Annotated in this window: 23 protein-coding genes; 12 read left to right on the top strand and 11 right to left on the bottom strand. The window is 59.0% G+C overall.

Going from position 1 to position 24,756, the window contains the following annotated elements:
- Positions 1–88 precede the first annotated feature (88 nt).
- Genes ACR2TX_RS06950 through ACR2TX_RS06935 form a run of 4 tightly spaced genes read right to left on the bottom strand, consistent with a single transcriptional unit; the run spans position 89 to position 4,148 of the window.
- Positions 89–709, bottom strand: coding sequence for an amino acid kinase (locus tag ACR2TX_RS06950; RefSeq protein WP_434110910.1), 621 nt, complete (start codon positions 707–709; stop codon positions 89–91).
- The gene (pabB, locus tag ACR2TX_RS06945) at positions 687–2,093 is read right to left on the bottom strand and encodes an aminodeoxychorismate synthase component I (RefSeq protein WP_434110908.1); all 1,407 of its coding nucleotides are present in this window, start codon (positions 2,091–2,093) and stop codon (positions 687–689) included. The genes ACR2TX_RS06950 and pabB overlap by 23 nt, the downstream gene beginning before the upstream one ends.
- Positions 2,090–3,148, bottom strand: coding sequence for a hydantoinase/oxoprolinase family protein (locus ACR2TX_RS06940; protein ID WP_156881141.1), 1,059 nt, complete (start codon positions 3,146–3,148; stop codon positions 2,090–2,092). Before ACR2TX_RS06940 ends, pabB begins: the two co-directional genes overlap by 4 nt.
- A gap of 1 nt (position 3,149) precedes the next feature.
- Positions 3,150–4,148, bottom strand: a complete 999-nt coding sequence (locus ACR2TX_RS06935; protein ID WP_086133690.1) for an ATP-grasp domain-containing protein — start codon at positions 4,146–4,148, stop codon at positions 3,150–3,152.
- An 11-nt stretch (positions 4,149–4,159) separates the two neighbouring features.
- On the opposite strand from ACR2TX_RS06935, the gene ACR2TX_RS06930 reads away from it, so the two are divergent.
- The gene (locus tag ACR2TX_RS06930; protein WP_086133691.1) at positions 4,160–4,879 is read left to right on the top strand and encodes a HisA/HisF-related TIM barrel protein; all 720 of its coding nucleotides are present in this window, start codon (positions 4,160–4,162) and stop codon (positions 4,877–4,879) included.
- 83 nt (positions 4,880–4,962) lie between these two features.
- On the opposite strand, the gene fae is transcribed toward ACR2TX_RS06930, so the two are convergent.
- The 6 genes from fae to ACR2TX_RS06900 all read right to left on the bottom strand — a co-directional run bounded on the left by fae (position 4,963) and on the right by ACR2TX_RS06900 (position 10,610).
- Positions 4,963–5,475: a formaldehyde-activating enzyme gene (gene fae, locus ACR2TX_RS06925; protein ID WP_077732049.1), complete on the bottom strand. Its 513-nt coding sequence runs from the start codon at positions 5,473–5,475 to the stop codon at positions 4,963–4,965.
- A gap of 107 nt (positions 5,476–5,582) precedes the next feature.
- A complete protein-coding gene (locus ACR2TX_RS06920; protein ID WP_434131646.1) occupies positions 5,583–6,470 on the bottom strand; it encodes a triphosphoribosyl-dephospho-CoA synthase in 888 nt (295 codons plus the stop codon).
- An 11-nt stretch (positions 6,471–6,481) separates the two neighbouring features.
- Positions 6,482–7,396, bottom strand: a complete 915-nt coding sequence (locus tag ACR2TX_RS06915) for an ATP-grasp domain-containing protein (RefSeq protein ID WP_434131644.1) — start codon at positions 7,394–7,396, stop codon at positions 6,482–6,484.
- A 1-nt stretch (position 7,397) separates the two neighbouring features.
- Positions 7,398–8,393, bottom strand: a complete 996-nt coding sequence (mch, locus tag ACR2TX_RS06910) for a methenyltetrahydromethanopterin cyclohydrolase (RefSeq protein WP_434131643.1) — start codon at positions 8,391–8,393, stop codon at positions 7,398–7,400.
- A 42-nt stretch (positions 8,394–8,435) separates the two neighbouring features.
- Positions 8,436–9,551, bottom strand: coding sequence for an ATP-grasp domain-containing protein (locus tag ACR2TX_RS06905; protein WP_434131641.1), 1,116 nt, complete (start codon positions 9,549–9,551; stop codon positions 8,436–8,438).
- Between the two features lie 45 nt (positions 9,552–9,596).
- Positions 9,597–10,610, bottom strand: a complete 1,014-nt coding sequence (locus ACR2TX_RS06900; protein WP_434131640.1) for a beta-ribofuranosylaminobenzene 5'-phosphate synthase family protein — start codon at positions 10,608–10,610, stop codon at positions 9,597–9,599.
- A gap of 408 nt (positions 10,611–11,018) precedes the next feature.
- On the opposite strand from ACR2TX_RS06900, the gene ACR2TX_RS06895 reads away from it, so the two are divergent.
- Positions 11,019–11,483, top strand: coding sequence for a hypothetical protein (locus ACR2TX_RS06895; RefSeq protein ID WP_077732054.1), 465 nt, complete (start codon positions 11,019–11,021; stop codon positions 11,481–11,483).
- Here ACR2TX_RS06895 and ACR2TX_RS06890 read toward each other — a convergent pair.
- Complete coding sequence (locus tag ACR2TX_RS06890) at positions 11,480–11,671, bottom strand: hypothetical protein (RefSeq protein ID WP_434131639.1); 192 nt, start codon at positions 11,669–11,671, stop codon at positions 11,480–11,482. The genes ACR2TX_RS06895 and ACR2TX_RS06890 overlap by 4 nt on opposite strands.
- Before the next feature lie 63 nt (positions 11,672–11,734).
- Here ACR2TX_RS06890 and ACR2TX_RS06885 point away from each other — a divergent pair, with 63 nt between their 5' ends.
- From ACR2TX_RS06885 to ACR2TX_RS06840, 10 genes are all read left to right on the top strand, one after another.
- On the top strand, positions 11,735–13,603 hold the full coding sequence (locus tag ACR2TX_RS06885; protein ID WP_434131638.1) for an SBBP repeat-containing protein: 1,869 nt from the start codon (positions 11,735–11,737) through the stop codon (positions 13,601–13,603).
- Positions 13,604–13,630: 27 nt separating this feature from the next.
- Positions 13,631–15,952, top strand: a complete 2,322-nt coding sequence (locus ACR2TX_RS06880; RefSeq protein WP_434131637.1) for an Ig-like domain-containing protein — start codon at positions 13,631–13,633, stop codon at positions 15,950–15,952.
- 11 nt (positions 15,953–15,963) lie between these two features.
- Positions 15,964–16,659 carry a hypothetical protein gene (locus tag ACR2TX_RS06875; RefSeq protein ID WP_077732058.1) on the top strand — a complete coding sequence of 232 codons (696 nt, stop codon included), beginning with the start codon at positions 15,964–15,966 and terminating at the stop codon, positions 16,657–16,659.
- Positions 16,656–17,060, top strand: coding sequence for a hypothetical protein (locus ACR2TX_RS06870; protein ID WP_077732059.1), 405 nt, complete (start codon positions 16,656–16,658; stop codon positions 17,058–17,060). Before ACR2TX_RS06875 ends, ACR2TX_RS06870 begins: the two co-directional genes overlap by 4 nt.
- Positions 17,061–17,069: 9 nt before the next feature.
- Positions 17,070–17,918: a hypothetical protein gene (locus ACR2TX_RS06865; protein ID WP_077732060.1), complete on the top strand. Its 849-nt coding sequence runs from the start codon at positions 17,070–17,072 to the stop codon at positions 17,916–17,918.
- A gap of 9 nt (positions 17,919–17,927) precedes the next feature.
- Positions 17,928–18,608 (top strand): carboxypeptidase-like regulatory domain-containing protein, encoded by a 681-nt coding sequence (locus ACR2TX_RS06860; protein ID WP_086133699.1) that lies wholly within the window; start codon positions 17,928–17,930, stop codon positions 18,606–18,608.
- Entirely contained in the window at positions 18,605–19,414 is an 810-nt protein-coding gene (locus ACR2TX_RS06855) for a hypothetical protein (RefSeq protein ID WP_434131635.1), read from the top strand. The genes ACR2TX_RS06860 and ACR2TX_RS06855 overlap by 4 nt, the downstream gene beginning before the upstream one ends.
- Before the next feature lie 371 nt (positions 19,415–19,785).
- Positions 19,786–20,949, top strand: a complete 1,164-nt coding sequence (locus tag ACR2TX_RS06850) for a hypothetical protein (RefSeq protein ID WP_434131633.1) — start codon at positions 19,786–19,788, stop codon at positions 20,947–20,949.
- 230 nt (positions 20,950–21,179) lie between these two features.
- Positions 21,180–22,463 carry a formylmethanofuran dehydrogenase subunit B gene (locus ACR2TX_RS06845; protein ID WP_434131632.1) on the top strand — a complete coding sequence of 428 codons (1,284 nt, stop codon included), beginning with the start codon at positions 21,180–21,182 and terminating at the stop codon, positions 22,461–22,463.
- A gap of 601 nt (positions 22,464–23,064) precedes the next feature.
- On the top strand, positions 23,065–24,735 hold the full coding sequence (locus tag ACR2TX_RS06840) for a formylmethanofuran dehydrogenase subunit A (RefSeq protein ID WP_434131630.1): 1,671 nt from the start codon (positions 23,065–23,067) through the stop codon (positions 24,733–24,735).
- The last annotated feature ends 21 nt before the right edge of the window (positions 24,736–24,756 follow it).

The raw sequence follows: 24,756 nt of genomic DNA, 5'->3' as shown, positions 1-24,756 counted from the left end.
GTCTTCGTTCGCTCGGCACATTCCGGCTGTTCCGCGTGCACACTTTCCACGGGCATTCATTTTTACTTCGATCAAACCCGGAACTTTTTTATCCGGCGGAGCGATTAACGCGCGTAAAGACATGGGATGGCTCTCGCAGACCTGCCCGCACGCGCGGGTGATCTTGCCGGTGACCGAGCCAGACTGCGAACGCGGCCTTGGCGGAAAAGCGCTCGAAAGCGGCATCGACCAGGCCTTGTGCGACAAGTCCGCCGTACGAAGTATCGTCTGAAAAGATCGCCACCGATTTGACCAGGAGCAAATTCGCGGCATTCAAACGTCCGGCCAGCCAAGCCGCGAGGCTGTCCGAAGTGACCTCCCAAGATGCGGGAATGCCCGGATCGTTCATCAGGGACAAACCGGGCAGCCAAATCGTGGAGCGGCCGGATTCCACCAAAGCTCGAAGCGCAGGGACATCGCTCGCGATTCCGAGCTTCGGGCACAATCCGCTCAACATCAAACCGTATTGCCCCATGGCCAAGAGCGCCATGGCGTGAGCCGCCTCGTCGCCGAACGACCAGCGTTGCTGCGCCGACCGGACCTGGTCGGCGAAAGGCCCGCCTCCCGGCACGATGACGAGGTTCGCATCGGCCAAAGCATCCAGCCAGAACGGGAGAGTATCCGAGTCGGCCAGGCTGCCGCCCAGCTTAACGACCCATGTGATCGGCACCGGTCCTCTGGACTTGGAATTGCTCGAGCAGATGCAAGAGGGCCGTAGCTTTGTCGTAGCACTCCTGGTACTCCTGGTCCAGGACCGAATCGGCCACGATACCGCCGCCGGCCCAGAAGCGGATCGTACCGTCCGAGTGCACCAAGGTACGGATGGCGATGTTGCTGTCCATGTTGCCGTCGAAGCCGACATAGCCGATCGAGCCGCAATAGACGCCCCGCTGATGCGGTTCGAGCTCCTCGATAATTTCCATGGAACGAATCTTCGGCGCTCCCGTAATGGAACCGCCGGGGAAACAGCCGCGCAAGAGATCCACGGCGCTATGTCCTTCGGACAATCGACCGCGGACTGTGCTCACCAAATGATGCACGGTAGCGTAGCTTTCGATCTCGAACAGACTAGGCACATGGACCGAGCCCGGCTCGCAGTTCTTGCCGATGTCGTTGCGCAGCAGATCCACGATCATCAGGTTTTCCGCGCGGTCCTTGACGCTGTCCCGAAGTTCCTGCGCCTTGGCGGCGTCCGCGTGCGGGTCCTGCGACCGAGGGCGGGTGCCCTTGATCGGCTTGGTTTCAACGATGCCGTTGGTCACTTTGAGAAAGCGCTCCGGCGAGGAACTCAGCACCTGAACCTGCGGGAAGTTGAGATAGGCGCTGAACGGCGCGGGATTGTAAGGCCGCAAAAGTTGGTAGGCCGCCCAGGGATGTCCTATGCAATAGGCCGAAAAGCGCTGCGCCAGATTGACCTGATAGCAGTCGCCCTCGCGAATGTAATGCTGAATGCGTCCGAAAGCCTTTGCATAATAGGCTCGGCTCATATTCGAGACGACGTCGCTGAGCAGATAGAAGTCGGCCTGCTGCCATCCGATGGTCTGGATTTGGCTGAAGGCCTGAACCAAGTGGGGCCAGCGTACCGCGAGGGCGGGATCGCGCCCTTGTGCGACCAGCCAGGTACGGCGCGCCCAGTGATCCACGACGACCGCCCAATCGTAGATGCCGACGACCATTTCCGGGATGTTCTCCGCATCCAGGGCCTTGTCGGGCAGTTTCTCCAGCCTCCTCGCCAGATCGTAGCCGAAGTATCCGATAGCGCCGCCGCAGAAAGGCAGGCCCGGAAGCTGCGGAGCCTTTTCGCCGAGATATTGCTTGACCAGGGTAAACGGGTCATCCGGCGACAGTGTGATAGAGCCCTGCGATCGAATCTCGGTGAGCGGCCCGCGCGTGACCAGCGTCGCGACGGGATCCGCCGCGATGATGTCGTAACGTCCCTGTCGGCTATGCGGAAACCCGCTATCCAGAAAAACCGCCCAGCGCCGCTCCGCCCAAGGCAGAAACAAAGCGGCGCTGTCCTCGAAATAAGGCAGCTCTTCGATTCTCGGCGTCATGTCCGCCCCACCTCCCGCAATGCCAGACAAGCTACGGCTGCGGCTGGGGCGCAATCCGAAGCGTGAAAATCGTTTTGCGACGTCAACATTGAAAACAGTTCGCTGAAGTCCTTATAAGGAAAACCCGATCGTGCCGCCAATTCTCGCACCAGAAATCGTCCCACGCCAGCACCGATCAAAGGCGCATCGTCGCCGATCAAGCCGCGCGAAAGCTGGCGATCCAGAGCCGAACGAAGCTTCGCGAGTTGCCGCTCGCGGAAGAACCGGGCCGCCTGCCGCCATTGCTTCAACGATGCCGACTCCGCATCCCGCCCGAACAAGCGAGCTAGACGCCGGGCGCTTCCCTGGACGGTTTTTTCGCCGCTATCGGCCGCCGGCATCTGATCGGCGTGCTCGGGCAATTCTCCGCACAGCCGGTAGACGTCGGCAGTGGTCGCGAAATGTTCGGCCATGATACCGATCCACTCGCCCTCGAAGGGCGCCCGATCGGCAAGCGCCATCGCCGGGGTACGGACTATCCCGGTATAAATCAGCTCATCGTAACGCATTCGTTCATAATCGGTATAGCCTCGAGTTTCGACCCGGTGGCCGCGAATCAACGCAATATCGGTGGTCGTGCTCCCGATATCCACGAACATGGCATCGCGCAGATTTTCCGCCACCCAGAGCGCGCTCGCCAGCCAGTTGGCCGAAGCGATTTTTGGAACGCTTTCCGGGGTGATGGCATTGGCATCGAGAAACCCGTCGTGTCCGGCAAACACCTGCACCGAATTCTGCCGACAGCGCTGAATCATCGCTTCGACCAAGGCAATCACGCCTTGCTCCCGGTTTTCGAAAAAATCCACCAACTCGCCGGTCATGGTCATTGCATGGCGGCAGCCCGGTCTCGGCGAAATGGCTTCCAGGATTCGGCTCATGGCGCCATGCAGTCGATCCAAGCCCAGCCACAAGGGACAGGGCTCCTGAATGACCGCGACGATTTCGCCGGCGCCATTCAACGCCGCCGCTTTGAGGTGGGCTCCGCCGATGTCCCAGCCGATCATTTCAATGCTCATTTCACGTCTCCAAACCAATCTCGACGGGCTTTCCCGATTCCGCGTCGAATTCGGGCAAGATTCCGCTCCGCCACAATTCCAAAACCAGCGCGGCCGGATTAATGCCTAAGGATTGCCGCAGCCCGGCGTAGGACGTGGTCAGTCGCGGATTGATCTCGAGCACCCTCGGCCCCTGTTCGCACTGCATCAAATCGACCCCGGCATAGCCCCATAATTCCGGCACGGCCTCCGCGATCCAATCAGCCAAGGCTCGATACGCGGCAAGACCCGACCGGATGGCGCCGACCTCGCAGCCGCGCAAGGCAAAACCGCCCCGCGACCTGACGATCCGTTGCCGGTTACAGCTCAGCAGCCGCGCTTTCCCGTGAGCAAACAGTGCGGACAGGCTAAGCGATTCGCCTTCGATCAAAGGCTGAACGACATACCGGGCAAGGTCGTCGGTTTCGGCCGCCCAAGTCTTCCAGACCCACTCGGTTTCGATGATGCGGGCGCCTTCGCAACCAACGCCGTCGTCCGGCTTCACGACACGTGGGAATTCCAGAGGAATCGATTCGCTCAGAGCGTAAGTCGAAACGGCAGAAACGCCTTTATTTTGCAGGCGCTTCACGGTCGCCAGCTTGCTTGCGGCAAGGCTGACGGCGTCGGACGGGCTGGTCAACAGCGCCTTGCCGGCCGCCTCGACTCGACGACAAAGACGCTCCAGAATGCCGCCGGTTTCAGGGGCAATCGGCCACACCGCGTCGCAACGCTCGATCTGATCCACAAGGTGGCACTCAAGATCGTCTTTCCGATCGACAAAGACCCATGAGGCCCCGGAAAACTTCCGGCCCGAAAGGGGGAGCCGCGCATCCCTGAACACGACCGTCCGAACATCCGGCAAGTCGGACAAATCCCTGAGGAGCGCCGTAAGCATCAACTCCCCTTCCTGCGCCAAAGAGCGTGGAATTGCTTCGCCGAGCATCCCGCCGCCGGTAATATATTCGAAAACCAGTATCTTCATTCCTGCATCAAATGGACATCATCCCCGTCGTCGACATCATGGGCGGTGTCGCCGTGCACGCCAGGGAGGGCCGGCGCGAGCAATACCGTCCGCTGCAAAGCGTGTTGTGTTCGACTCCCGAACCGGAGGCCGTCATACGCGGTTTGCTCGGCTTGTATCCGTTCAAAAGGGTCTATATCGCCGATCTCGATGCGCTCATGGGCAAAGACCCCCAAACTGATTTGGCGGTTGAACTGGAGCGCAGCTTTCCGCAGGTCGAATTCTGGATGGATCGAGGACTGCCACGCCTCAGCGAATTGGAGTCTTTTCCAGTTAAAAAGCACGCCCGATCGGTCGTCGGCAGCGAATCGCTTTCCGAGGAATCTTTGCCGCTTCTGGCCCGTTCATATCCGGACTTCATCTTGTCGCTGGACTTTCTCGGCGACCGCTTGTTAGGGGCTGAGCAACTGCTGTACAGCCCGGAACTTTGGCCGGAAACCGTGATCTTGATGAGTCTCTCCCATGTGGGCAGTACGGCGGGTCCCGACTTCGACCGTTTGGCGTCGTTCAGACGCAAACATCCCCACCGACGCTTCATCGTAGCCGGCGGCGTGCGGGACGAACAAGATCTGATACGGCTTAAATCCATGGAAACGGCCGGCGTGTTGCTAGCCAGCGCCCTGCATTCCGGCACTATTGACTCGCGGCTGATCGGGCGTGTGATCGAGGATTCGGAGGAGGCGGTGACTTGAGGAAAGTCTGAGAATTCGTGACTTACGGACGAAAAAAAAAACGTTGCCCCGGTGCCGGGGCAACGTTTTTTCGACAAGCGCGATTATTTGTGCGCTGCGAAGGGGTGCTCGATCTGACCCTTCTGAGCCACAACTTCGGCTGCCTTCGGCTCGCCGGCAACGGCGCGCTTGATCGCCAGCTTGGTGGCTTCGTAGTTGTAGTCCTGGATTTTCGCGTCGTCTTCAGCCAGCCAGTGGATGAATACGCCTACGCAGACGAAAATGTCATCGGCTTCGTCGGCAGGAATGGTGCCGTCTTCGACGCAATCGGCCACAGCCATGGCAACGCCGCGCTGTGCAGGCCCGAACATCTGGGTAGCCTGCTTGCCGTTCTTGATGGTGACTTTGTTGAACATGACGGTATTCGGCTTGGCCATCAGGTTCGGCGCGACTACGGCCAACAAGCTGCTGAATCCGTCTTTGTTATTGGTGATGCAGTTGGCGAAAGCCGTCTCTGCGGCGCTGCCGCGCGGACCCATGATCAGGTCGATGTGGGCGATTTCGTTGCCGCCGCCGCACAGAGCCTCACCCACCAACATCTTATTGATTTTCCCCATTGCTAACTCCTCTTTGGTAAAAGAAAAAACTTTCGAAGTAACGACACTGCCATATCCTCCTCCCCAAGCGAAGCATAAAAAATCCCTGTTGTTGTGCCGACGTGCCTCTACGCTTCCAGAAAACAGCCCGTCTTTCGCTTGCGCTGGCCCAGCAACGCTTCCAGGCGCACGGCCAGCAAACACGCTACTGTGAGATCGGCCGTCGTACCCGGATTGATTCCGCCGGACTTGAACTCCGCATCCACTTCTCGGAGGAGCGGCATGACTTGTTCCGGTCTATCGGAAACGGATAACGCCTTATCGATCTGCGCCATTCGGCTGGCAACTATCCCTGTATATCGAGCGCCGAACTTACGCTCGATGTGGCTGTCGGGAATATGCTTGAGTAAGCCTACGAACACCGCCACTGCCGACCATTCTTTATCGCCCCACTGGGACAATTTCCTATGATAACGTGGAATCGCGAAATCAAAAACATCTGCAAAAGAATTAGTGTATTGATAAGCGATGCGATCACGATGTTCCGCAAAACGCATGGCTTCGAGCAAAGTTACCTCCGGCGCGTCGCGAACATCCTGATCCGGAGACTCGCCGAGGCCGCCCGGCTGCGCCAGCCGTATGGCCTTGTAAGTCCAGTCCGCATCGGTTTGCGTCGTCGCACCGAGTACCCGCCGGAGCGTATCCCTGAGCGTTTCGCCTTCGCGAATCTCCTGAAACGCCTGAAACAGGGGCGCGGCCAGCAGGATGATGCCGAGATTGGTATTGCAGGGGACGACCTCGCGAGTCGCCCGAGTCGCGTGATAAATCTTCTCGCCCAGGGAAAGACCGGAGTCGCACAAGAAAGGCCCGCTGGCCGCGGCACTGCGCCGGAAGTCCTCCACGGTCATATCGTGCGCCTCGGAATAAATGCTGACGTTCCCCGGCTTGAAGGCGCGAAGCTCCGTCTCGCAGGCATCGAGGTAAGCGGACAATAAAGCGTCCCGTTGAATAGGCATCGGAACCGACGTCACCGAACCCGGATTTCCCCGTGAGGCTCGGGGTGACAAAGCGACAGGAAGTCGTCGACCAACAAATCGGCGATCGATACTTTACTGACGCTCTGCAAGCCCTTCCACGCCGGAATGCTGTTGACCTCGAGCACGCTGTACCGACCGTGGTGATCGCGGATGATGTCCACCCCCGCGTAGCCCATGTCCAAAACCTTTACCGCATCCTCCGCCAATCGGCACAGCAGCAGATCGTCGAGACGCACCGGTTCGCAGCGAGCGCCCTGAGCGACGTTGTTCAGCCAGCTCACACCGCATCGCCGCATGGCGGCCACCGCCTTGCCCCTGATGACGAATACGCGGAAGTCGTGGGGCTGTTCACCGCAACTCACGAAACGTTGTAGGTAGAAAACGCCGCTGCTATCGCTCAGCCCCGCCAGGTCCTCCGGCTTTTCATATCGCTGCAAGCCCTGTCCCTGGGAGCCGAACAAAGGTTTGGACACGAGCTGATGGCCCGCGCGCAACTCCCGCTCGGCCAGATCGAGTGCCTCTTCGCGGCTGCCCAGCACCCAGGTGGGCGGCGTCGGTATGCCGGCGCTCTGCAACATGAAACTGGTCATGGCCTTGTCCACGGTGCGCTCGACCGCCCGACCGTCGTTGTATACCGGAATCCCGAGCAGCTTCAATGCGTGCAGCACGTCGAGGTAGAAAACGACCTGATCCAGCGACCCGCCCGGCACGCCACGCACGAAAACGCCGTCGGGAAGGCCGTCCTCGAAGCTCGGCAGGAGCACCGGCAAACCGCCGGACTCGAGATTCAGCCGGCAGGCAGTCAAGGACACATAGGAATAGCCATACCCTTTCGCTGCCAATGCCTCGCGAAGTCGTGCGCCGTGCCAGCCCGGATCGTCGGTGATGATCGCGATGCGGCCCAAATTATTCTCCGAAGGACCGTTCCAGGAGCGCTTCGTCGAGCTTGCCGGCATGGAAGCTGCGGCCGGACTCGACTGCCGTGACAATGACGCTGGCTGGGCTGAACAGCATCGGATCGACCTTGAAAAAATCGTACTTGTAATCCTTGAACACCTCGGCAAACGGCCTGCCGTAATCGCGGGAAACCGAACTCGGCAGTTCGTTGGCCAGCATTTCGGCCGCTTCGTCGCTGCCCTTCACGAACAGATGCACGGTACCGCCGAACAGAATGGCGTCGTTGGTGCGCCCCATGGCTTTGACGAAATTGGGATGAGGCGGCGGAACCGGAGCGGTTCCGGTGCCGTCGATGATGTTTCCCAGCGGAAAATGAAGCGAATGGGCCTTATGCAGGGCGACCTCCAGTACGCGGCCGACGACCTGCATGCTGCCGGCAAGGCTGGAGGTGGGCGTCAGAATGACGTTGACCCCGCTGGCGTCCACTTTGCAGGCCTTGGCGATTTTCTCGATCACCTCGACCGGAGGAACCTTGTCGACCTCCATCACGATGGCCGTCTCGTTGCCGTGGTCGCGATAGCCCAATTCCTTATAAAGCTCTTCGACGGGCTCTTCGTTGCCGTCCTTGACCTTGGTCGCCATCGCACGCGCCGGGCCCGAACCGAGCGCGTAAAAGGCGCTTTTGCCCTCTCCGTGGGACAGGCTCCAGCCGGCATACTGACTGCCCAGACAGGAAATTACCGGATTCGTGGAATGGACGTTCACGGTCAGAGGCCAGCGACTGAAGGTTGAAGAGTGAGTAAGCGTGACGGTCCCAAGTCCACCCATGCAGATTTCCGCGATCAAGCGCCCCGCCTCCAGACCGCCCACCGCCTCGATACCGGCGTCGATGATGGTGCAGCCGTTTCCCAGCTTGTCGATCTTGAGCCGCAGCTTGTCGGCATTGGCGATCATATACTTGACGATGGGAAGCGCGTGCGCGTTAACGCTGACAGTGTGTTGCATGGTTACCCTCTTGCCCGGTTCATTGAAGAAAAGGTGATTGTACTAGCCGTACAGTCGTTCGTGCAGCTCGGTTGTCCGCAGCTCGATCAAACGTTCGACGTCGGGACAGTCGGCCCCCTCCGCGCGAACGGTGCACACCGGTTGACCAACGTCGATCAGCGTGCGCGGCACCGGCGTATCCGTACACCAGTCCGGCCAACACATGGTTTCGGACACGTCGAGCTCCCGCGATGCGAAAAAAACCTTGAAGGCCCGGGCGACGCCGCCGGTGTCCGCAGCACCCGGAATTCCCCCTCGGCACGCCCGAATATGTTCGGCCAATAACCCGCGTGAAAAATCCTCATCGTACAAGGCCATGGTGGCACTCGGCCTAGGGTTGATTTCCAGAACCCGGCACACCTCGCCATCGAGCATGAAATCCAGGCTGTTCAGCCCCTTGAGCGGAACCGCTCGGATCAGGCGAGCGACGTACGCCTGCACCTGCTGCCGCTGCTCTAACGCAAGTTCCGCTCGATTGATGGCGCCGGCAAACAAAAACGGCTGATCGACATGACAATCAGCCGTCCACAGCGTGTTGAAACCGATGATCCGCGCATTTTCGCCGTTCGCCAGAAACAGGGCGGACATGGCCTTGCCGGGAAGCCTGCGCTGGTAATAGCCGCTCGAATCCGGTTCCGCTCGGGCACAAAAACGCACACCCTTGCCGCCTTCGCTACGAGCGGACTTCAACAGCCAGTTCTCCGGATCGGGCGGCCACGTTCGGCTGGATTCCGGGTAAGGAATATCGAGCTGCCGGAGCAGATCGAAGAAGGCATCGGGCGTTTTCAATAAACGGAGAATTTCCGGCGAATTGCCGTAGAGCGTCCGCCCTTGCGCAAGTCCTTCCAAAATGCCGGGATCGGCATCCAAACCGCTACTGTAAACCAGAGCGTATCCGAGCTCCGCCGGAGCAAGCCGCTCGGCGGCTCGCAAGACGCTTTCCCGCTCGAAACCTATGTCGGCGCCGTTGACGGCTTCGCAGCGCTCGGAACAGGCGCGTGTTTCCCGATCGGCGAAAAGATCGATCGAGACCGGCCGAATTCCGGCACGCGCCGCCGATTGCGCCAGCATTCTCGCCGAGCAGCCGATCAGCAGCAGGCGTTCCGATAGGTCGCGCAAACTTTCCAATGATCGCTCAATGGCTTCGCCGCCGACGCGCCGCGGCTATAAACGCAACGTCTTTTCCCGCGACGCATCCGTTCGCTCCAACATAACATCCGCGCCTTTGTTGCGGGGGGTGGCCAGCAGAAACCGGAGACCGGTCGTACCGCCGAACCGCCGCCGCGCCGCGGTGACCAGCATTTCCCCGCGCGTCGCGTTCTCAGCCAGGCAAAAACCGGTCGGCCCCCAGGAGCTCTGACCGATGCCGACGGCGCCCTGAGCTTCGAGAAAAGCCAAGGCCTTGGCGACGCCGGCGCTGGTGAAGCGTCCGCCCTGAGCAGGTGCGAAATAATCGCCCACCGAACGTTGCAACTCCGCGATCACCTCGCCGAAACCTCGGATGTCGCGCTCGACTAATGCGGGCAAGCCTTTCATGAGCAGCAAATGACAGAGATGCGCGGCTTCCTTGGCGGGAAAAACCGGCAAGGCGCGGAAAGCCTCGATCTCGTCCTTGCCGTGCAAGCCCAGATCCCGCTCGTCCAACACCAGAATGAGACGCCAGTCCGCGGGAAATTCCAGGCGAGCGACGACCGGCGGGATGACCGTGTTTTCGCCGCGCCCGCCGTCGACCACCAGGCCGCCCTGCTCGAATACGGCGATACCGATGCCGGAGCGTGCACCCCGCTCGACAATGGGAGCGAGATCGCGCACCGACAGGTCGAGACCGTAAAGCCTGGACAGAGCCATACCTACGGCCAGTTCGAGCTGCGTGCCGGAGCCGAGTCCGATGTGCCCCGGTATGGCATCCTCGATCCGAATCTCGACCGCGAAATCCTGCTCCAGCGCGGAGACGAACTTGTTGACGGCAGCGATGGCCCGATCCGCGCCGGGTCCGTGCGCGGTCAGCCGATCCGAAGGCATCATCGATAGTCTCGTCGCGATTTCGCTGACACCGACGCCGATACTGCCGAAACGCCGCCCCAAGGACCCGCCCAGATCGAGAAAGCCCATGTGCAAACGCGCCGGAGCGATAACTCGCGCACGAAGCTTGTGGTGGGATGAGGAATTGACTGACATTGGCTAGAACGACTTCCGGAGAGCCGCGGATATTTCCGCTCGAGAAGTAACTGCAAAGGGACATGCTATTGCATGGTCTCCGGTTTGTCGACCTTGGAGCTTATGGAACCAGATCGATCACGCATGAACAGTGCGGGATTAACGCCGACATACGACAGCAATGCCTTTGATAACGGAATGGCATGGATTCTCACATAGAGTTCATAGAGGCGGCTGATTCAGCTCGGACGGAAGGGCGCTGCCGCCGGACAAGATAGGCCGAAAATTGCAGCTATACTTCCGGCTACTGAAAAAAGCAACTCTTCAGGAATAAGAACAACTTGCGGTGAGGACTTCGCTTGTACCGCGCCGCAGCTAGCGCACCTTTCATGAAGGTTAGCCATCGACCATCACTTCGGGGGAAAAGGAATGAGCCTATTTTTGAAAGGTCTGGGACTTGTCTCGGGTTTATTGGCTTGCGCCGCCTGCATCGCGGCTGATCCGCGGCCGGATGGCAATGAGACGACGAGCGGCAGGGCCGTCGAATCCGCGGCATCGTCGCACCAGGGTCTCGATTCCGGCCTGATTCTGAGAAGCTACGGAAAGTTGCCCATGGCCTTCGAGAAGAACCATGGCCAAGCCGACGATGCGGTCGACTTCGTCGCGCGGGGAGCCGGCTACCGAGTGTTATTGATGCATTCGGAAGCGGTCGTCGATTTGGCAGGTAGCCCACTCGAACCTGCACTCGACACACTCCGCATGCGCTTTGTCGGAGCACGCCGGGATGCCGCGGTAGCAGGCATCGACCCACTCCCCGGCAAGACCAGCTATTTCAGGGGCTCCGACTCTTCCAGGCATCTCAGCGGCATCGAAAGTTTTGCCCAGGTCCGCTAGCCGCAATCTATCCTGGCATCGACCTCGTCTATTACGGCAACCAGCGGCATCTGGAATATGACCTGGTTGTCTCGCCGGGCGGCGATCCGGCACAGATCAGGATCGCTTTTGAAGGTCCCGAGCGTATCGAGATCGATGACGACGGAAACCTGGTGCTTCACACCGGAAGCAGGCAATTGATCTTTCAACGGCCGTTCGTCTACCAGCTTGCAGAAGGAGAGAAACGAGCGGTCGAAGGACAGTACGTCCGTATGGCAGAAAACCAAGTTGGCTTTAGTGTCGCCGCCTACGATACGCGAACACCTCTGGTCATTGACCCGGTGCTGAGCTATTCGACCTACATCGGAGGAACCTCGGACGACGCCGGCACTGCCATTGCCGTTGATGCGGCCGACGAAAGGCGAGGTGCTCGAAGTCGGGCCGGACCGGACGACGCCGGCACTGCCATTGCCGTTGATGCGGCAGGGTACGCCTACGTTGCGGGGTATACGTATTCTTCCAACTTTCCGCTCAAGAATCCTTACGACCGGTCGTTGGGCAACAGCGATAGGGATGTCTTCGTTACCAAGATCGACCCGACGGGATCGGCCCTGGTGTATTCCACCTATCTGGGGGGACGAAACACCTTGGATTGGGCGACGGGTATCGCTGTCGACGAAGCCGGAAACGCTTACGTCACCGGCCGGACCACCGGCAGCGATTATCCCGTGACAAGCGGCGCCTACCAATCGGGCGTGACGGGCGGAGGCGCATTCGTCACCAAATTGAACGCAAGCGGCACCGGGCTCGTATATTCGACTTATGTCCTTGGCGCAACCGGCACCCGCATCGCCGTCGACGCCTCTGGCGCCGCTTACCTCACCGGCAGCGCCACTCCGGATTTCACTACGACTCCGGACGCCTTTCAGCCGACCAGCGACAACACGGGCGGCACCGACGCCTTTGTCGCCAAGCTCAATCCGAACGGCACCGGGATGGTTTACGCGACCTTTCTCGGCGGCAACGGCACCGATGCGGGCAAAGGCATCGCCGTCGATGTTAGCGGCGATGCTTATGTCGCGGGCTCGACGACGTCGGATAACTTTCCTACCACGAATGCTTTGCAGGCAACGCGTCAGGGCAGACAGGACGGTTTCGTAACCAAGCTGAATGCCTCGGGCACGGCGCTCGCTTTCTCCACCTACCTCGGCGGTTCCATGGACGACTCGGCGAACGCCATCGCGGTCGATACCCAAGGTAGCGCCTACGTGGCGGGAGAAACCTACTCCAGCAACTTCCCCGTCAAGAACGCCTTTCAGCCCACCAAGTCCGGGTACCTTCTCACCAACTCGAGCCTGGGTAATGCTTTCGTCGCAAAGCTCTTGCCGGGGGGAGACGGATTCGCCTATGCGTCGTTTCTCGGGGGCGAAATCTGTACCCGCTATTGCTATTCGGTATTCAACGCCTTCCAGATACGCGGAGACGTCGCCTATGGCATAGCCATTGATGATGTGGGGCATGCGTATGTGACGGGACTTGCCAGCACGTACACATTTCCGCTGATCGATTCGCTTCAGCCCGGCAAACAACAGGACAGTGAAGATTCTCTTTTCGTATCGAAAATCGGCTTGGCCGGGAATGTCCTTCTTTACTCCGCGTTCGTCAGAACCGGCCCCACACCGGGAGGCGATGTGGATGACGGCCTGCCCTCCGGAGCCGGTAACGCGATTGCCGTCGACAGCACTGGCAACGCCTACGTAGCGACGGAAGACGCTGGCGGTTTTGAGACGACTACCGGCGCTTTTCAAACGGCGAACAAAGGTGGTGAGGATGCGGTCGTGTTCAAGCTCAGTGCGTCCTCGGTTGGGATGACTCTCAGCTCATCGGCGAACCCGGCAAGTTCGCGAACATCGACGACACTGACCGCGACTGTTTCCGACCCGAACCTGGCCGGCAATGTCTTTTTCATGGACGGCTCGTCGCAATTGGGTAGCGCCCCTCTGAACGGCGGCTCCGCGACTCTCACGACGACGCTGTCGGCCGGGATCCACCGGCTCACCGCCGTGTTCCGCAGCAACCCGATCACCGCAGACTCGGCCTTGCTTCACCTGGTCGTCAATACGGGCCTCGTCTGCAACTGAAGCGATTGAACAGGAACGGGAGAAACCATGTCTCGCCTCATCTATCGTATGGTGTTCTGGCTCGCCGCTGCGGTGCCCCTGACGGCGGTCGCCGGCAAAAACATCGCCCCCACTGTCAGCCTCACCGCACCGCTCAATAGCGCGAGCTTCACTGCCCCGGCCACGATCACACTGTCGGCCACCGCCACCGCCACCGCCACCGACGGCAGCATCGCCAAGGTCGACTTCTATCAAGGCACGACGCTGATCGGCACGGCTACCGGCACGCCCTACACATACACGTGGTCCAATGTACCCGCAGCCAGCTATACGCTTAGGGTCATAGCCACCGATAACCTGGGTGCTTCCGCTATCTCCGAGCCGGTCGTCATCACTGTCAACCGGCCGCCACTAGTGGCGCTTACCGCGCCGGCCTACTGCGGCGCATTCGACATCTCGACCGGCCTCGACCTGAACGCCGACGCCGTAGACCCCGACGGCCACGTGGTCCGGGTCGACTACTATGCGGATGACGTCCTCGTGGGCTCGGTCGACAACCCCTCATCTTATCTGGAGGCCGGCAACGCCTACTGGTTTCATTGGGCCGGCATGTCCGCCGGCACTTATACCCTCACTGCCCGTGCCATAGACAACCGCGGCGCGGTCGCGACCTCCGAACCGGTCATCCTCACCATTGCCCCGGCCAATCAGCCGCCATCGGCATACCTCACTGCCCCGGCGAATGGCGCGGTTTTCGGGACCACCGAACCAATCTCCGTCTCGGCGGAAGCCCAGGACAGCGACGGCAGCATCGCCAAGGTGGAGTTCTACCGTGGTACAACGCTCATCGGCACCGACACCGCGCCACCTTACTCTGCCATCTGGAGCGGCGCCAAATCGGCCGGGCAATATGCATTGTCGGCCCGCGCTACCGATAACCGCGGGGCGCTGACCGTATCGGCGGTCGTGTCCATTACCGTCAGCGCCAACGCGCCGCCTACCGTCAGCCTCACCTCCCCAGCCAACGGCGCGAGTTTCACCGCACCAGCTACGATTAATCTCGCTGCCAACGCCGCCGACTCCGACGGCAGCATTGCACAGGTCGAGTTTTTCAGCGGCTCGACCTGGCTTGCCACGGTCACCACTGGACCCTATGCCTACACTTGGTCCGATGTGCCTGCCGGGAGCTACTCCCTGACAGCAAAAGCCACGGACAACCTCGGCGCGACGGCTACTTCCGCGGCGGCAAGCATCACGGTAGCCGCCCCACCGCCCAACACCCCGCCCACGGTGAGCCTCACCAGCCCCGCGGCGGGCGCCAGCTTCCAGGCGCCGGCGACGATCACTCTCAACGCCAGCGCCGCCGACGTTGACGGCAACATCGCCAAGGTCGACTTCTACCAGGGTAGGACGATCCTAAGCACAGCCACCAGCGCGCCTTACACGTTCAACTGGACCAATGTCGCTGCGGGCAGCTATACCCTTACCGCCGTGGCCACCGACAACCTGGGCGCAAGCACGACCTCGGCACCGGTGAGCATACTGGTGAATGCGCTCGGGCTCACTATCATGAGCCCCGCCGACGGCGCCACTGTTGCGGGAGATCACGTGACGGTGAGCGGCCGATTCCTCGCGCCCCTCCATTCCGGCATCAGCGTCAATGGCGTAGTAGCCACCCTTGTGGACGGTGATTTCTACGCCTATGACGTGCCGATTGCCACGGAGACTCAAACCCTCACCGCGACGTTAACGACGCTCGACGGACAGACGGTCAGCCAGTCGATCTCGGTCGCCGGCGCACCGGCGCCGGGCGTACTGATACATGCCGAGCCGCAGAGCGGCCTGTCGCCGCTCAAGGTGGATTTCAGCGTGATGAACAACACGGCGAGCCCGGTGCAGAAGGTGGAGGTCGATTGGGATGGAAACGGCACCATCGATTTCACCGCGAGCGTGAACTTCAACCTTACATATTCGACGCCGTGGACCTATCGGACGGCCGTCAAAGTGACATTGGAGGATGGTTCGGTCTTCACCCAGAGCTTCCCGATCGTGGTGCAGGATCCGGAGCAAATGGATCAAATGTTCCAGTCCCTGTGGACCGGCATGAACAGCGCCCTGATCGCCGGGGACAAGATAACGGCGCTGAACTATCTGAGTCCTCCGGCGCGAGCGAAGTACGGACCGGTGTTTGATGTGCTTATGCCGCATATGGCCGAAATCATCGGCAGCTATACCGAGCCCCAGTTAGGAAGCTATGCCGAAGGCATGGCTGAGTACGCGATCGGCCGCACGATCGATGGCGTGAACCACGTCTTCCTGATCTATTTCCTGCAAGATCCCAGCGGGATCTGGCGCCTGGATTCCATGTGAGGTAAAGCCCGATGAAAACCCTTTTCATGACCTGTCGCTTGCTTCTTGTCCTCACGTCGCTATCACTGCCGGCCTGCGCCAAGACCTATTCGGCCAAGCCGATTACCGCAACCGTGGTCGACGCCGAGACTTGGGAGCCGCTCGAAGGCGTTAATGTCGTGGCGGAGTGGATATTGCACTATCCCACTTGGCGGAGTGATGGCTCCCTGGAAGTTGCCGAAGCGGTGACCGATAAAAAAGGGCAGTTTCATATTCCCGGCTGGGGACCGAAAGCGGTTCCCAGTCATTTGCCGCATGGCACGAGACTGGGAAATATAGACCCAGGGCTTTACTTTTTTAAGAGTGGCTATCGGGTTCGCGCCCTAGACAACAGTCGTCGGCAGCCGGAACGGCTTCTGCCCAGGAACGACATCCCCGTGCGCTATTCCGACTGGGATGGCAAGCTCATCTGGCTGGAGAAGTTCAAGGGCAGCCTGCAAGACTACGCGAGCATGGTCAAGTCCGCTTCCGGTTTTCATTTCCAGGACTGCAAATGGGTGAAGTTCAGGCGGTGGCTGATGGCGATGTTCCGGGAAGCGGACAGGCTGAATGCGGCCGGAGTGAGCGGAGTGCGCAACAGCACCATCGATTACCGATGGTGGTCCTCAAGACGCGATAAGAACGAATGTGGCCGCTTGGAAGAAATCTTCTCGGAATATCTGAAATGAAACGGCAGACGATACCCGCTTTGGCCTTGGCGGCGCTGGTGAATGCTTGGCAGACACACGCGTATGAGATTCCGGCCCACGGCGAATTGTCGAGCGCAGCATCCGACAAATCCATGCTGGCCGACCAGTCCGTACTGCGGAATCTTGGGCTTGACGCCACCCAGAAATTTCCCGCGACCCAAGGTGACGATTCGGAGGAGTTCGTGAATTGTAAGCACGGTGAATCTTATCTGATAGGGGAACTCATCGCCTGTGGCGCCCAGTTCGAGGACGTGCCGAACGACCGCAGTACGAACCACTTCTTCGATCCGGCTCATAAATCAACGCTTTTTCCGGATGGCGCGCCGCTCACCGTTCTGCCATTTCCTACGGGGAGAGGATGGCGTTTGGATTTCATGTGAGGACTGGTCATGAAAAATTTCCTGCTTCCCATCTTGACTGCGCTGCTGTTGCCCCTGCAGGCCTGCGCGACGAAATACTCGGCGGAGCCTATTCAGGCGCGGGTGGTCGACGCCGAAACGAAACAGCCGCTAGAAGACGTGAACGTGGTGGCGAACTGGCAACTGGAAGGGGGCCTTGAAGGCGGCACCAACCTGGGACAGATGATGGTAATGGAAACCGTCACGGATAGTGCCGGGCAATTCAGTTTCCCGGCCTGGGGGCCGAAGGCGATACCGAGCGGATATCCGTTGGAGTACCAGAACGCCCGGTTGAAAGATACGGATCCCCAATTGCTGTTGTTCAAAAGCGGCTATAAGTATCTAGCCCTCTATAACCGCAAGACAGCGGAGCAAATGCGCGGCAAAGGGCCTTCCGTCAGAACGTCCGATTGGAACGGGAAGACTATCGAGATGCGAAAGTTTAAGGGAAATCTTGAAGAATACGCGGGAGAGCTTTCTTATCTAAATATCCTCTTGGAGAATGTGGCGGTTCTTTATCCTACAGAGCTTCCTCAGAACCCCTGCAAATGGAAAAGAATTCCATTGGTGATACTGGCTACTGGCAAGCAAAATGAAGTCTTTAAGGCTAACCATATCCGTTTCCGGACTTTGGGGTTATATGACCGGTTGCTTTCGAACGAAAAGTACTATTCAGAAAAAGGGTGCGGATCGGTCAAGGCATTTTTCAGGGAGTATGAAAAATGGAGCTCAAATGGCGAATTTTTTCGAACCGGCACACTAACGGCCTACATATCCTGGATGGGACTTTATGAAACTTGGGCTTGCTGCCCCTACGGGCAAGATTTCCTCGATGAATGAGATAGCAAAATGAGCAAGTTCCGATTCCTGTTACTGGCGTTCGTGCTGATTTCTTTGCTGGGCTGCGGCGCGCCTTTCTACATCGCCGACCCGATCGAGGCGCGGGTGGTGGATGCCGAGACGAATCAGCCACTGGAAGGCGCGAACGTGGTAGCGAACTGGCAATTGGTGGTCGGCAGCCTCGATGGTGAGCGTGATAGAGGCCAGCTCGAAGTAAAGGAAACCGTCACGGACCAGGCCGGCCGCTTCCACTTCGAAGGCTTCACTAAGCTCAATCCGATGCTGTACGAACTGCGCGATCAAGACCCTCGAATCATCATCTTCAAGCCGGGCTACGAGTGGAAGATGATCACAAACAACTATCCAGGGGCTGGGACGAAAACGCCAGGCATTCATCGCAAATCGTGGGTGAGCGGGCGAACTATAAAGTTAGCGAAAGCGGATCCCGTTGTTACTCACACAATGATCAAGATTTTCTACGGTGGATTGTATTCATATTTGGTAGATATTGTGGAAGATTGCGAGTGGAAAAAAATACCGCTCATGATCTTGGCCATGGATGCTGAAAAAAAACGCCTCAAGGCAATTGATCCACAGGCCGATATTGAAGTTTGGTCAATTGGTCTCCTTGATCAATATAAAGGAAGATGCGGATCGGCGGATGAGTTTTTCAAGGAGTATGCCAAATGACAATAAAATCGTTCTTCTTTATATTTATAGCCGCTATATTGGCATGGGTGATTCCGGCCTGTGGATACGAAGTAGGGACGCATACGACAATGGCAGCTTATGCGGCACAAGATTCAATTCTAAGCAAACTTTCGACGCTAAAACAGCTTGGGCTGAAAGGCGTAGACCTCTACGATGAGAGCCAAAAATTCCCTAATTCAGACACGTTGTTAGGCTTTGGCGTTAGCAACCTGATGACCATTAGCGCACTGATACAGCATGGTGCCGCTTTCGAAGACAATCGCCGCGATATCCAGGCGCTCTATCACTTTTTTAATCCAGTAAATGGGCAAGGCTTGACGGTGGACGGCTGGATGCCGGGTGCGCCCTCTCCGAATTGGGCGTTGGAGGATATCCAGGATTTCAGCACGGACCAGCCGTTTTCTTACAAGAAAGGGCGGCAGTATTTTTATGACGCGCTGACCAAGCCTGACAAGGCGGAGCGGGACAAGAACTGGGGCTTGACCTTCCAGACGCTGGGGCACGTTATCCACCATTTACAGCACATGGCCCAACCCCAGCATGTGCGCAACGAACCGCATTGCGATGGACTGATTTGCGCATTTCCCGGCTATTTCCTGGGCCTGTGGAATCCAAGCCTCTACGAGAAGTGGACGCTGAGAAATCCCCCGGCCAATATGTGGTTCACCACTTATGCTCCGGTATATTCCGCCGACGATACCGGCAATTTCACCACGCCGCGCCAGTTCTGGACAACTACTGAAGGAAACGGCACTAAGTACATTCAGGGAAGTCTTGCGGCATAGGCAACCTGCAGGACAACCCCGCCAATCAAGCCAATCTGTCGAGATTCCGCAAATATTTGCGGAATGTACTTAGGGGAAACGGCATCGCCGAATACACTAATCGAGGATTTTTTTCCTCCGGGACGCTTTTCAGCTCGGAGGCACTTCCTTCTCCGACATTGTCTTCCTTGATGAAGGGACAGCCCCTTGATGTCGTAACTGTGTGCGCAGAGGCCGAGGCGCAAGGGCGGCCTCCTTGCCCTCCCGCCATCTCGGGTGAGATTACCTTCTTTGCAAACACCGTCACAGATAGTCTCCGGCCCAGCGAAACCAGGGACAATCCACGGGCAGCGAGCTATTCGCTATTCGATCCAGAACTAGAAAAGAAAGGAGTGGCTCCTGTCTTTGCGCTGAACCGCTTTGACTTGGATTCTGCCCACGAGTTCCTCATCCCCCGCGCTGTCGCCTACTCCGCCGGCCTCATCAATTACTTCTTCCGGGGTAAGATGGAAATCTCCCTGCCCGACGAGGGCGTCTACGGCGTCGTGGATCATGATGTTCCGGAAGGCAATGCCAAGGATACGGGCGGCTTCGGCAAGATCAAGCTGAAGCTCAGGAACGTTACGCCTGCCGGAGACGGCATAGAGCCGATGGGGGCCCCCGGCAAGCTCTGGGCCGTGGCCAAGTTTCACCGCAACAACTGCTATCAGCCGGACTTGCCGGGGGAATACGGCTCGCCGGGCATCGACTGGCATCAGTGCCGCTCGGAGCAGGAAGAGATCGTCGTCTCGCAGGAGGCCGATGTCCCCGCCGGCGTCAATGCCGACGCGCAGCAGGTCACCTTTCTCTTTCCGACCCCCATCCCCATCAGCGCCACGGACCTCTATCTGCAAGTGGTCTATCGCGGTCCGCTGGGACAGGAGGACGACGCCGTTGCGGTCGCCACCAAGGATATCTCCGAACCGACCTACATTTACGATTATTCCGATTTGGACCAATACCTGTATAAGCAGTATTTAAGCCTTGAGCGTGGTACAGCCTATACGTGGACCGAATGGTGTAGCGGAGGGTACGCGTCGCTGGAAATCTGCAACAGATCCAATGTATACACGTGGAAGTATCAATTCAGCCCGACAGCCAACCCGATACCCGGCTACGATCCCCACGATAATCCGGCCGTGCCTCCCGGAATCTGGGAAGACATCTCCAAGGAAATGCCTATGACGCCCGTAATTACCATGACTGCACCGGTCGGTAGCTTGGCCCGCGTGGCCATATTGACCGACGCGATCCCAACGAATTTGGTACTGGCGGTAAAGGAGTGGATCAACACTCCTCTGACGGGCGGGGAATCCGTATTTCAGTGGTTCACAGGAACGTCTCAAGTCACCATCACCAACCAACTCGACCCCACGACCAATATCCCAACTCCGTCAGTTACCTATCTACCGGGACGGGGTGTCTACCTTCCTGCGTCAGAGAATGCCGCGCTGATATCAGGGACGGCGACCGATATTCCGCCGCTAGAGCTTGTGCCGTCGCAGATCGATTTCTAACAAGGAGCTTGCGCCGAAGAGGGGTGGATGGCTATTCGATTACGGCTCGTACCGCCGGATCGGCAGAAGATGACTGGGTCTATGGAACGGTCGGCCCGAAGTTGAAAGTTGAGGCCGAAAGACCTATTCTTGCGCGATTTGGTGCAACACCTGCGCCTGTCCGCATATGATCCTTTACCTCTTCGGCGGCTACGCCACCCGACGTCTTGATATCTCTTGAGAGAAATGGCATGACCGAAAGTACCCAAACCCGCGTTTTCGAAAACGTTCCCAGCCCGTTTTGCGGCATAGCCTCGGACGACCTGAAAATCGAAGTCGAGGGCCAGCGGGTCAGAATCCTCGAGAACGGTGACGCCGTAACGATTCCCGGCTTCGAGCAAGCGATCGCCGATACCGTTCCACGCATCGCCGGAAAGCCGGCTACGCTGGACCAGGCCGTCGCGCGCGCCTCGGAAATATTGAAAAGCACTCGCCTCCCGGTATTCAGCGGCTTTGGCACCGATGTCGACGAAACCCGCGCGGCGCTTTCCTTGATCGACCGTTGCCGAGGCGTGTTCGATCAAATGCGTGCCGAAGGCGGCTTGCGCAACCTCTTGGTGCTGGCCGATTCCGGCTGGATGGCGACGACCTTGGGCGAACTCAAGAATCGGGTGGAGGTTCTGGTCTCGTTCGGTACCGATATCGAACTCAATTTTCCGCGCTTCTTCGAACGCTTCGTCTGGAACAAGGAAACGCTGTTCAACGGTGACACCGGCAAGCGCGAAATCATCTTCATCGGCCGCGCCCCGACCGGCCAGGCGGCCACCGCCCCCGACGGCCGCCCGCCGAAGGTCATCCCCTGTGCCCAGGAGAGCCTGCCGGAGGTGGCGGCGGCGCTTTCGGCTCTCGCCAAGGGCGCAAGACTTCAAGCCGAACAGGTCGCCGGCATCCCCGTCGCGGAACTGCAATCGGTCGTGGATCGGTTGCGCCAAGCCAATTACAGCGTAGTGACCTGGGCTGCGGGACAGCTTGCCTTTCCTGACGCCGAACTGACCGTACAGCAGCTGTGCCAGATGGTGGCGACGCTGAATAAAGACACCCGCGCCGCCGTATTGCCACTGGGCGGACAGGACGGCGATCGCACCGCGAGCCAGGTGTGCGCATGGATCAGCGGTTATCCTACGCGCGTCAGCTATGCTCGAGGTTACCCAGAATACGACCCCTACCACAACGGCGCGGCACGACTCCTCGCGAACAGCGAAGCGGATGCCCTGTTCTGGATTTCGAGCCTGAGCTCGACGCCGCCTCCGGCGAGTGACGTACCCACGGTCGTGATCGGCCGCTCGGGAATGCGCTTCGAATCCGAACCCGACGTGTTCATTCCCGTGGGCGTGCCCGGCATCGACTTTGCCGGCCACATGTACCGTTGCGACAATGTCGTCGCCATGCCGCTGTACCAACTCCGCAAGTCCGAGCTATTCAAAGCATCCGATGTGCTTCGAGCGATCGAGCAAGCACTCGGCTCTACCACGTAGCAACAGTCTCCGATAGTTCCTATTCCCTCCCGGCTTGCCCCGCCGCATTCCAGAGCAAACCGGGAGGACAGGCACAGAATCAGCCCGTTCAAACCGCTGTTTGCACCCCGCCCCATACTCTGGCGATACCCCTTTCCGTCCGAACCGATGCCGTCGAGTTGAAAAGTTAAACCGGGTTGCTTATTCTTCCGGGCTATACCAAGCCTACGGAAGAGGCATTGTGTCAGATTGATTCGAGTTTATTGGCCGTCCCTTCCAGAAAATCCTGGGACCGCGTGTTTTTGCATAACTTTGTGAATACGCGGGTCCAACGATGAGAAGTGGCGAATGCTTTGCTGGGACTTGGACATATTTAGCCTCTTCCGGCTAGGAATAGCTCCATAAAGACATTTACATCAGTTCGATGCCAGTACCGCCTTTTCATCCCACCCATCGATCTCCAGCGTCATTGCATGACGACTGCGGCGGCAAGACCGATCCGCTGAGATTGGTGTTTCTGACGACGACCCCGAGGTGCGACCGCCCGGACTGGGTCGGATTCCGGATATAACCGGACCAGCGGTATCACCTTGCGGTAACGATCCACAGGAGAGCTTGTTTCATGCTGATTAAACTCACGGGCGGCACTGTCTACGATCCCGCGCACAACATCGATGGCCAGGTGCTGGACATTTACATCCGCGACGGCCGGATCGTTCCTCACTCCGATATTCAAGGCATGGCGCCCGATCAGGAATACGATTGCCGCGGCAAAGTGATCATGGCCGGAGCCATCGACATGCACACGCATATCGGCGGCGGCAAAGTGACGATCGCCCGTAACCTCCTGCCGGAGGATCACCGCGCCGATCCATCGCCCCGTTCCGGATTAAAACGCGCCGGCTGCGGCCATGCCGCGCCCTCCACGCTGACCACCGGTTATCGCTATGCGGAAATGGGCTATACCGCCGGCTTCGAACCTGCGGTGCTCCCCATCAACGCCCGCCAAGCGCACATGGAAATGGCCGACGTACCGCTGATGGACGTAGGCGGCTATGCCATGCTCGGCAGCGATGATTTCTATCTGCGCCTACTCTCGTCCGGCGCCGACCAGCAGGTCATCAACGATTACGTGGCCTGGACTCTGCACTCCAGCCAATGCATCGGCATCAAGGTGGTCAATCCCGGCGGAATCAGCGCGTTCAAATTCAACCAGCGCAAACTGGATCTGGACGATCAGCATAGCTATTACGGCGTCACGCCGCGCCAGGTTCTGCAGAAACTGGCCAGGGCGGTACACGAATTGGGCGTACCTCACCCTCTGCACGTGCACGGCTGCAATCTAGGGGTGCCGGGCAATCTGGAAACGACGCTGAACACGATCACCGGCATCGAAGGCTTGCCGATGCATCTAACTCATATCCAGTTCCATAGTTATGGCACCGAGGGCGACCGCAAGTTTTCTTCGGGCGCGGCACAGATCGCGGAGGCCATCAACAAGAACCGCAACATCACGGCGGATGTAGGGCAAATTCTGTTCGGCCAGACCATCACCGCGTCGGGCGACTCCATGCGCCAGTTCGTCAATTCCCATCATGCCCATCCGAACAAATGGGTGTGCATGGACATCGAATGCGACGCCGGCTGCGGGGTGGTACCGTTCAAGTACAGGGACCAGAATTTCGTCAATGCCCTGCAATGGTGTATCGGGCTCGAAATCTTCCTGCTGGTGGACGATCCCTGGCGCATTTTCCTCACCACCGATCACCCCAACGGTGCGCCATTCACCACCTATCCCCATTTGATCCGGCTGCTGATGGACAAGAGCTTCCGCAACGACATGCTCTCGACCATCAACGCCGATGCCGCCGCGCTGAGCACGCTCGGCTCCATCGACCGCGAGTACAGTTTGTACGAGATCGCGATCATGACCCGCGCCGGAGCCGCCAGGCTTCTCGGCCTCAGCGACCGCGGCCATTTGGGCGCGGGAGCCGCCGGGGACATTACCGTATACACCGAACAGGAGGACAAGGAGGCGATGTTCACCAAGCCCGATTATGTCTTCAAGGACGGTGAACTGGTCGTCCGCAACGGCGAAGTGGTCAAAGTCGTCTGGGGCAATGTGCACACCGTCAAGCCGGAGTTCGAGCGCGCGGGTATCGAAGGGCGACTGCGGGACTATTTCGATCGCTACCACACCATGAAGATGGACAACTTCATCATCCGCGACTGGGAAATCGAGAACGATGGACGCAGCAAGATTCTCGTTCATCCCTGCCAAGGTCAGGCCTAACAAGAATGGCGCGAGCATTCT

The organism is Methylocaldum sp. GT1BB, assembly GCF_051027545.1.
GTDB lineage: Bacteria > Pseudomonadota > Gammaproteobacteria > Methylococcales > Methylococcaceae > Methylocaldum.
The sequence above is the reverse complement of the archived record's forward strand: the minus strand, read 5'-3'. Positions and strand labels throughout refer to the sequence as shown.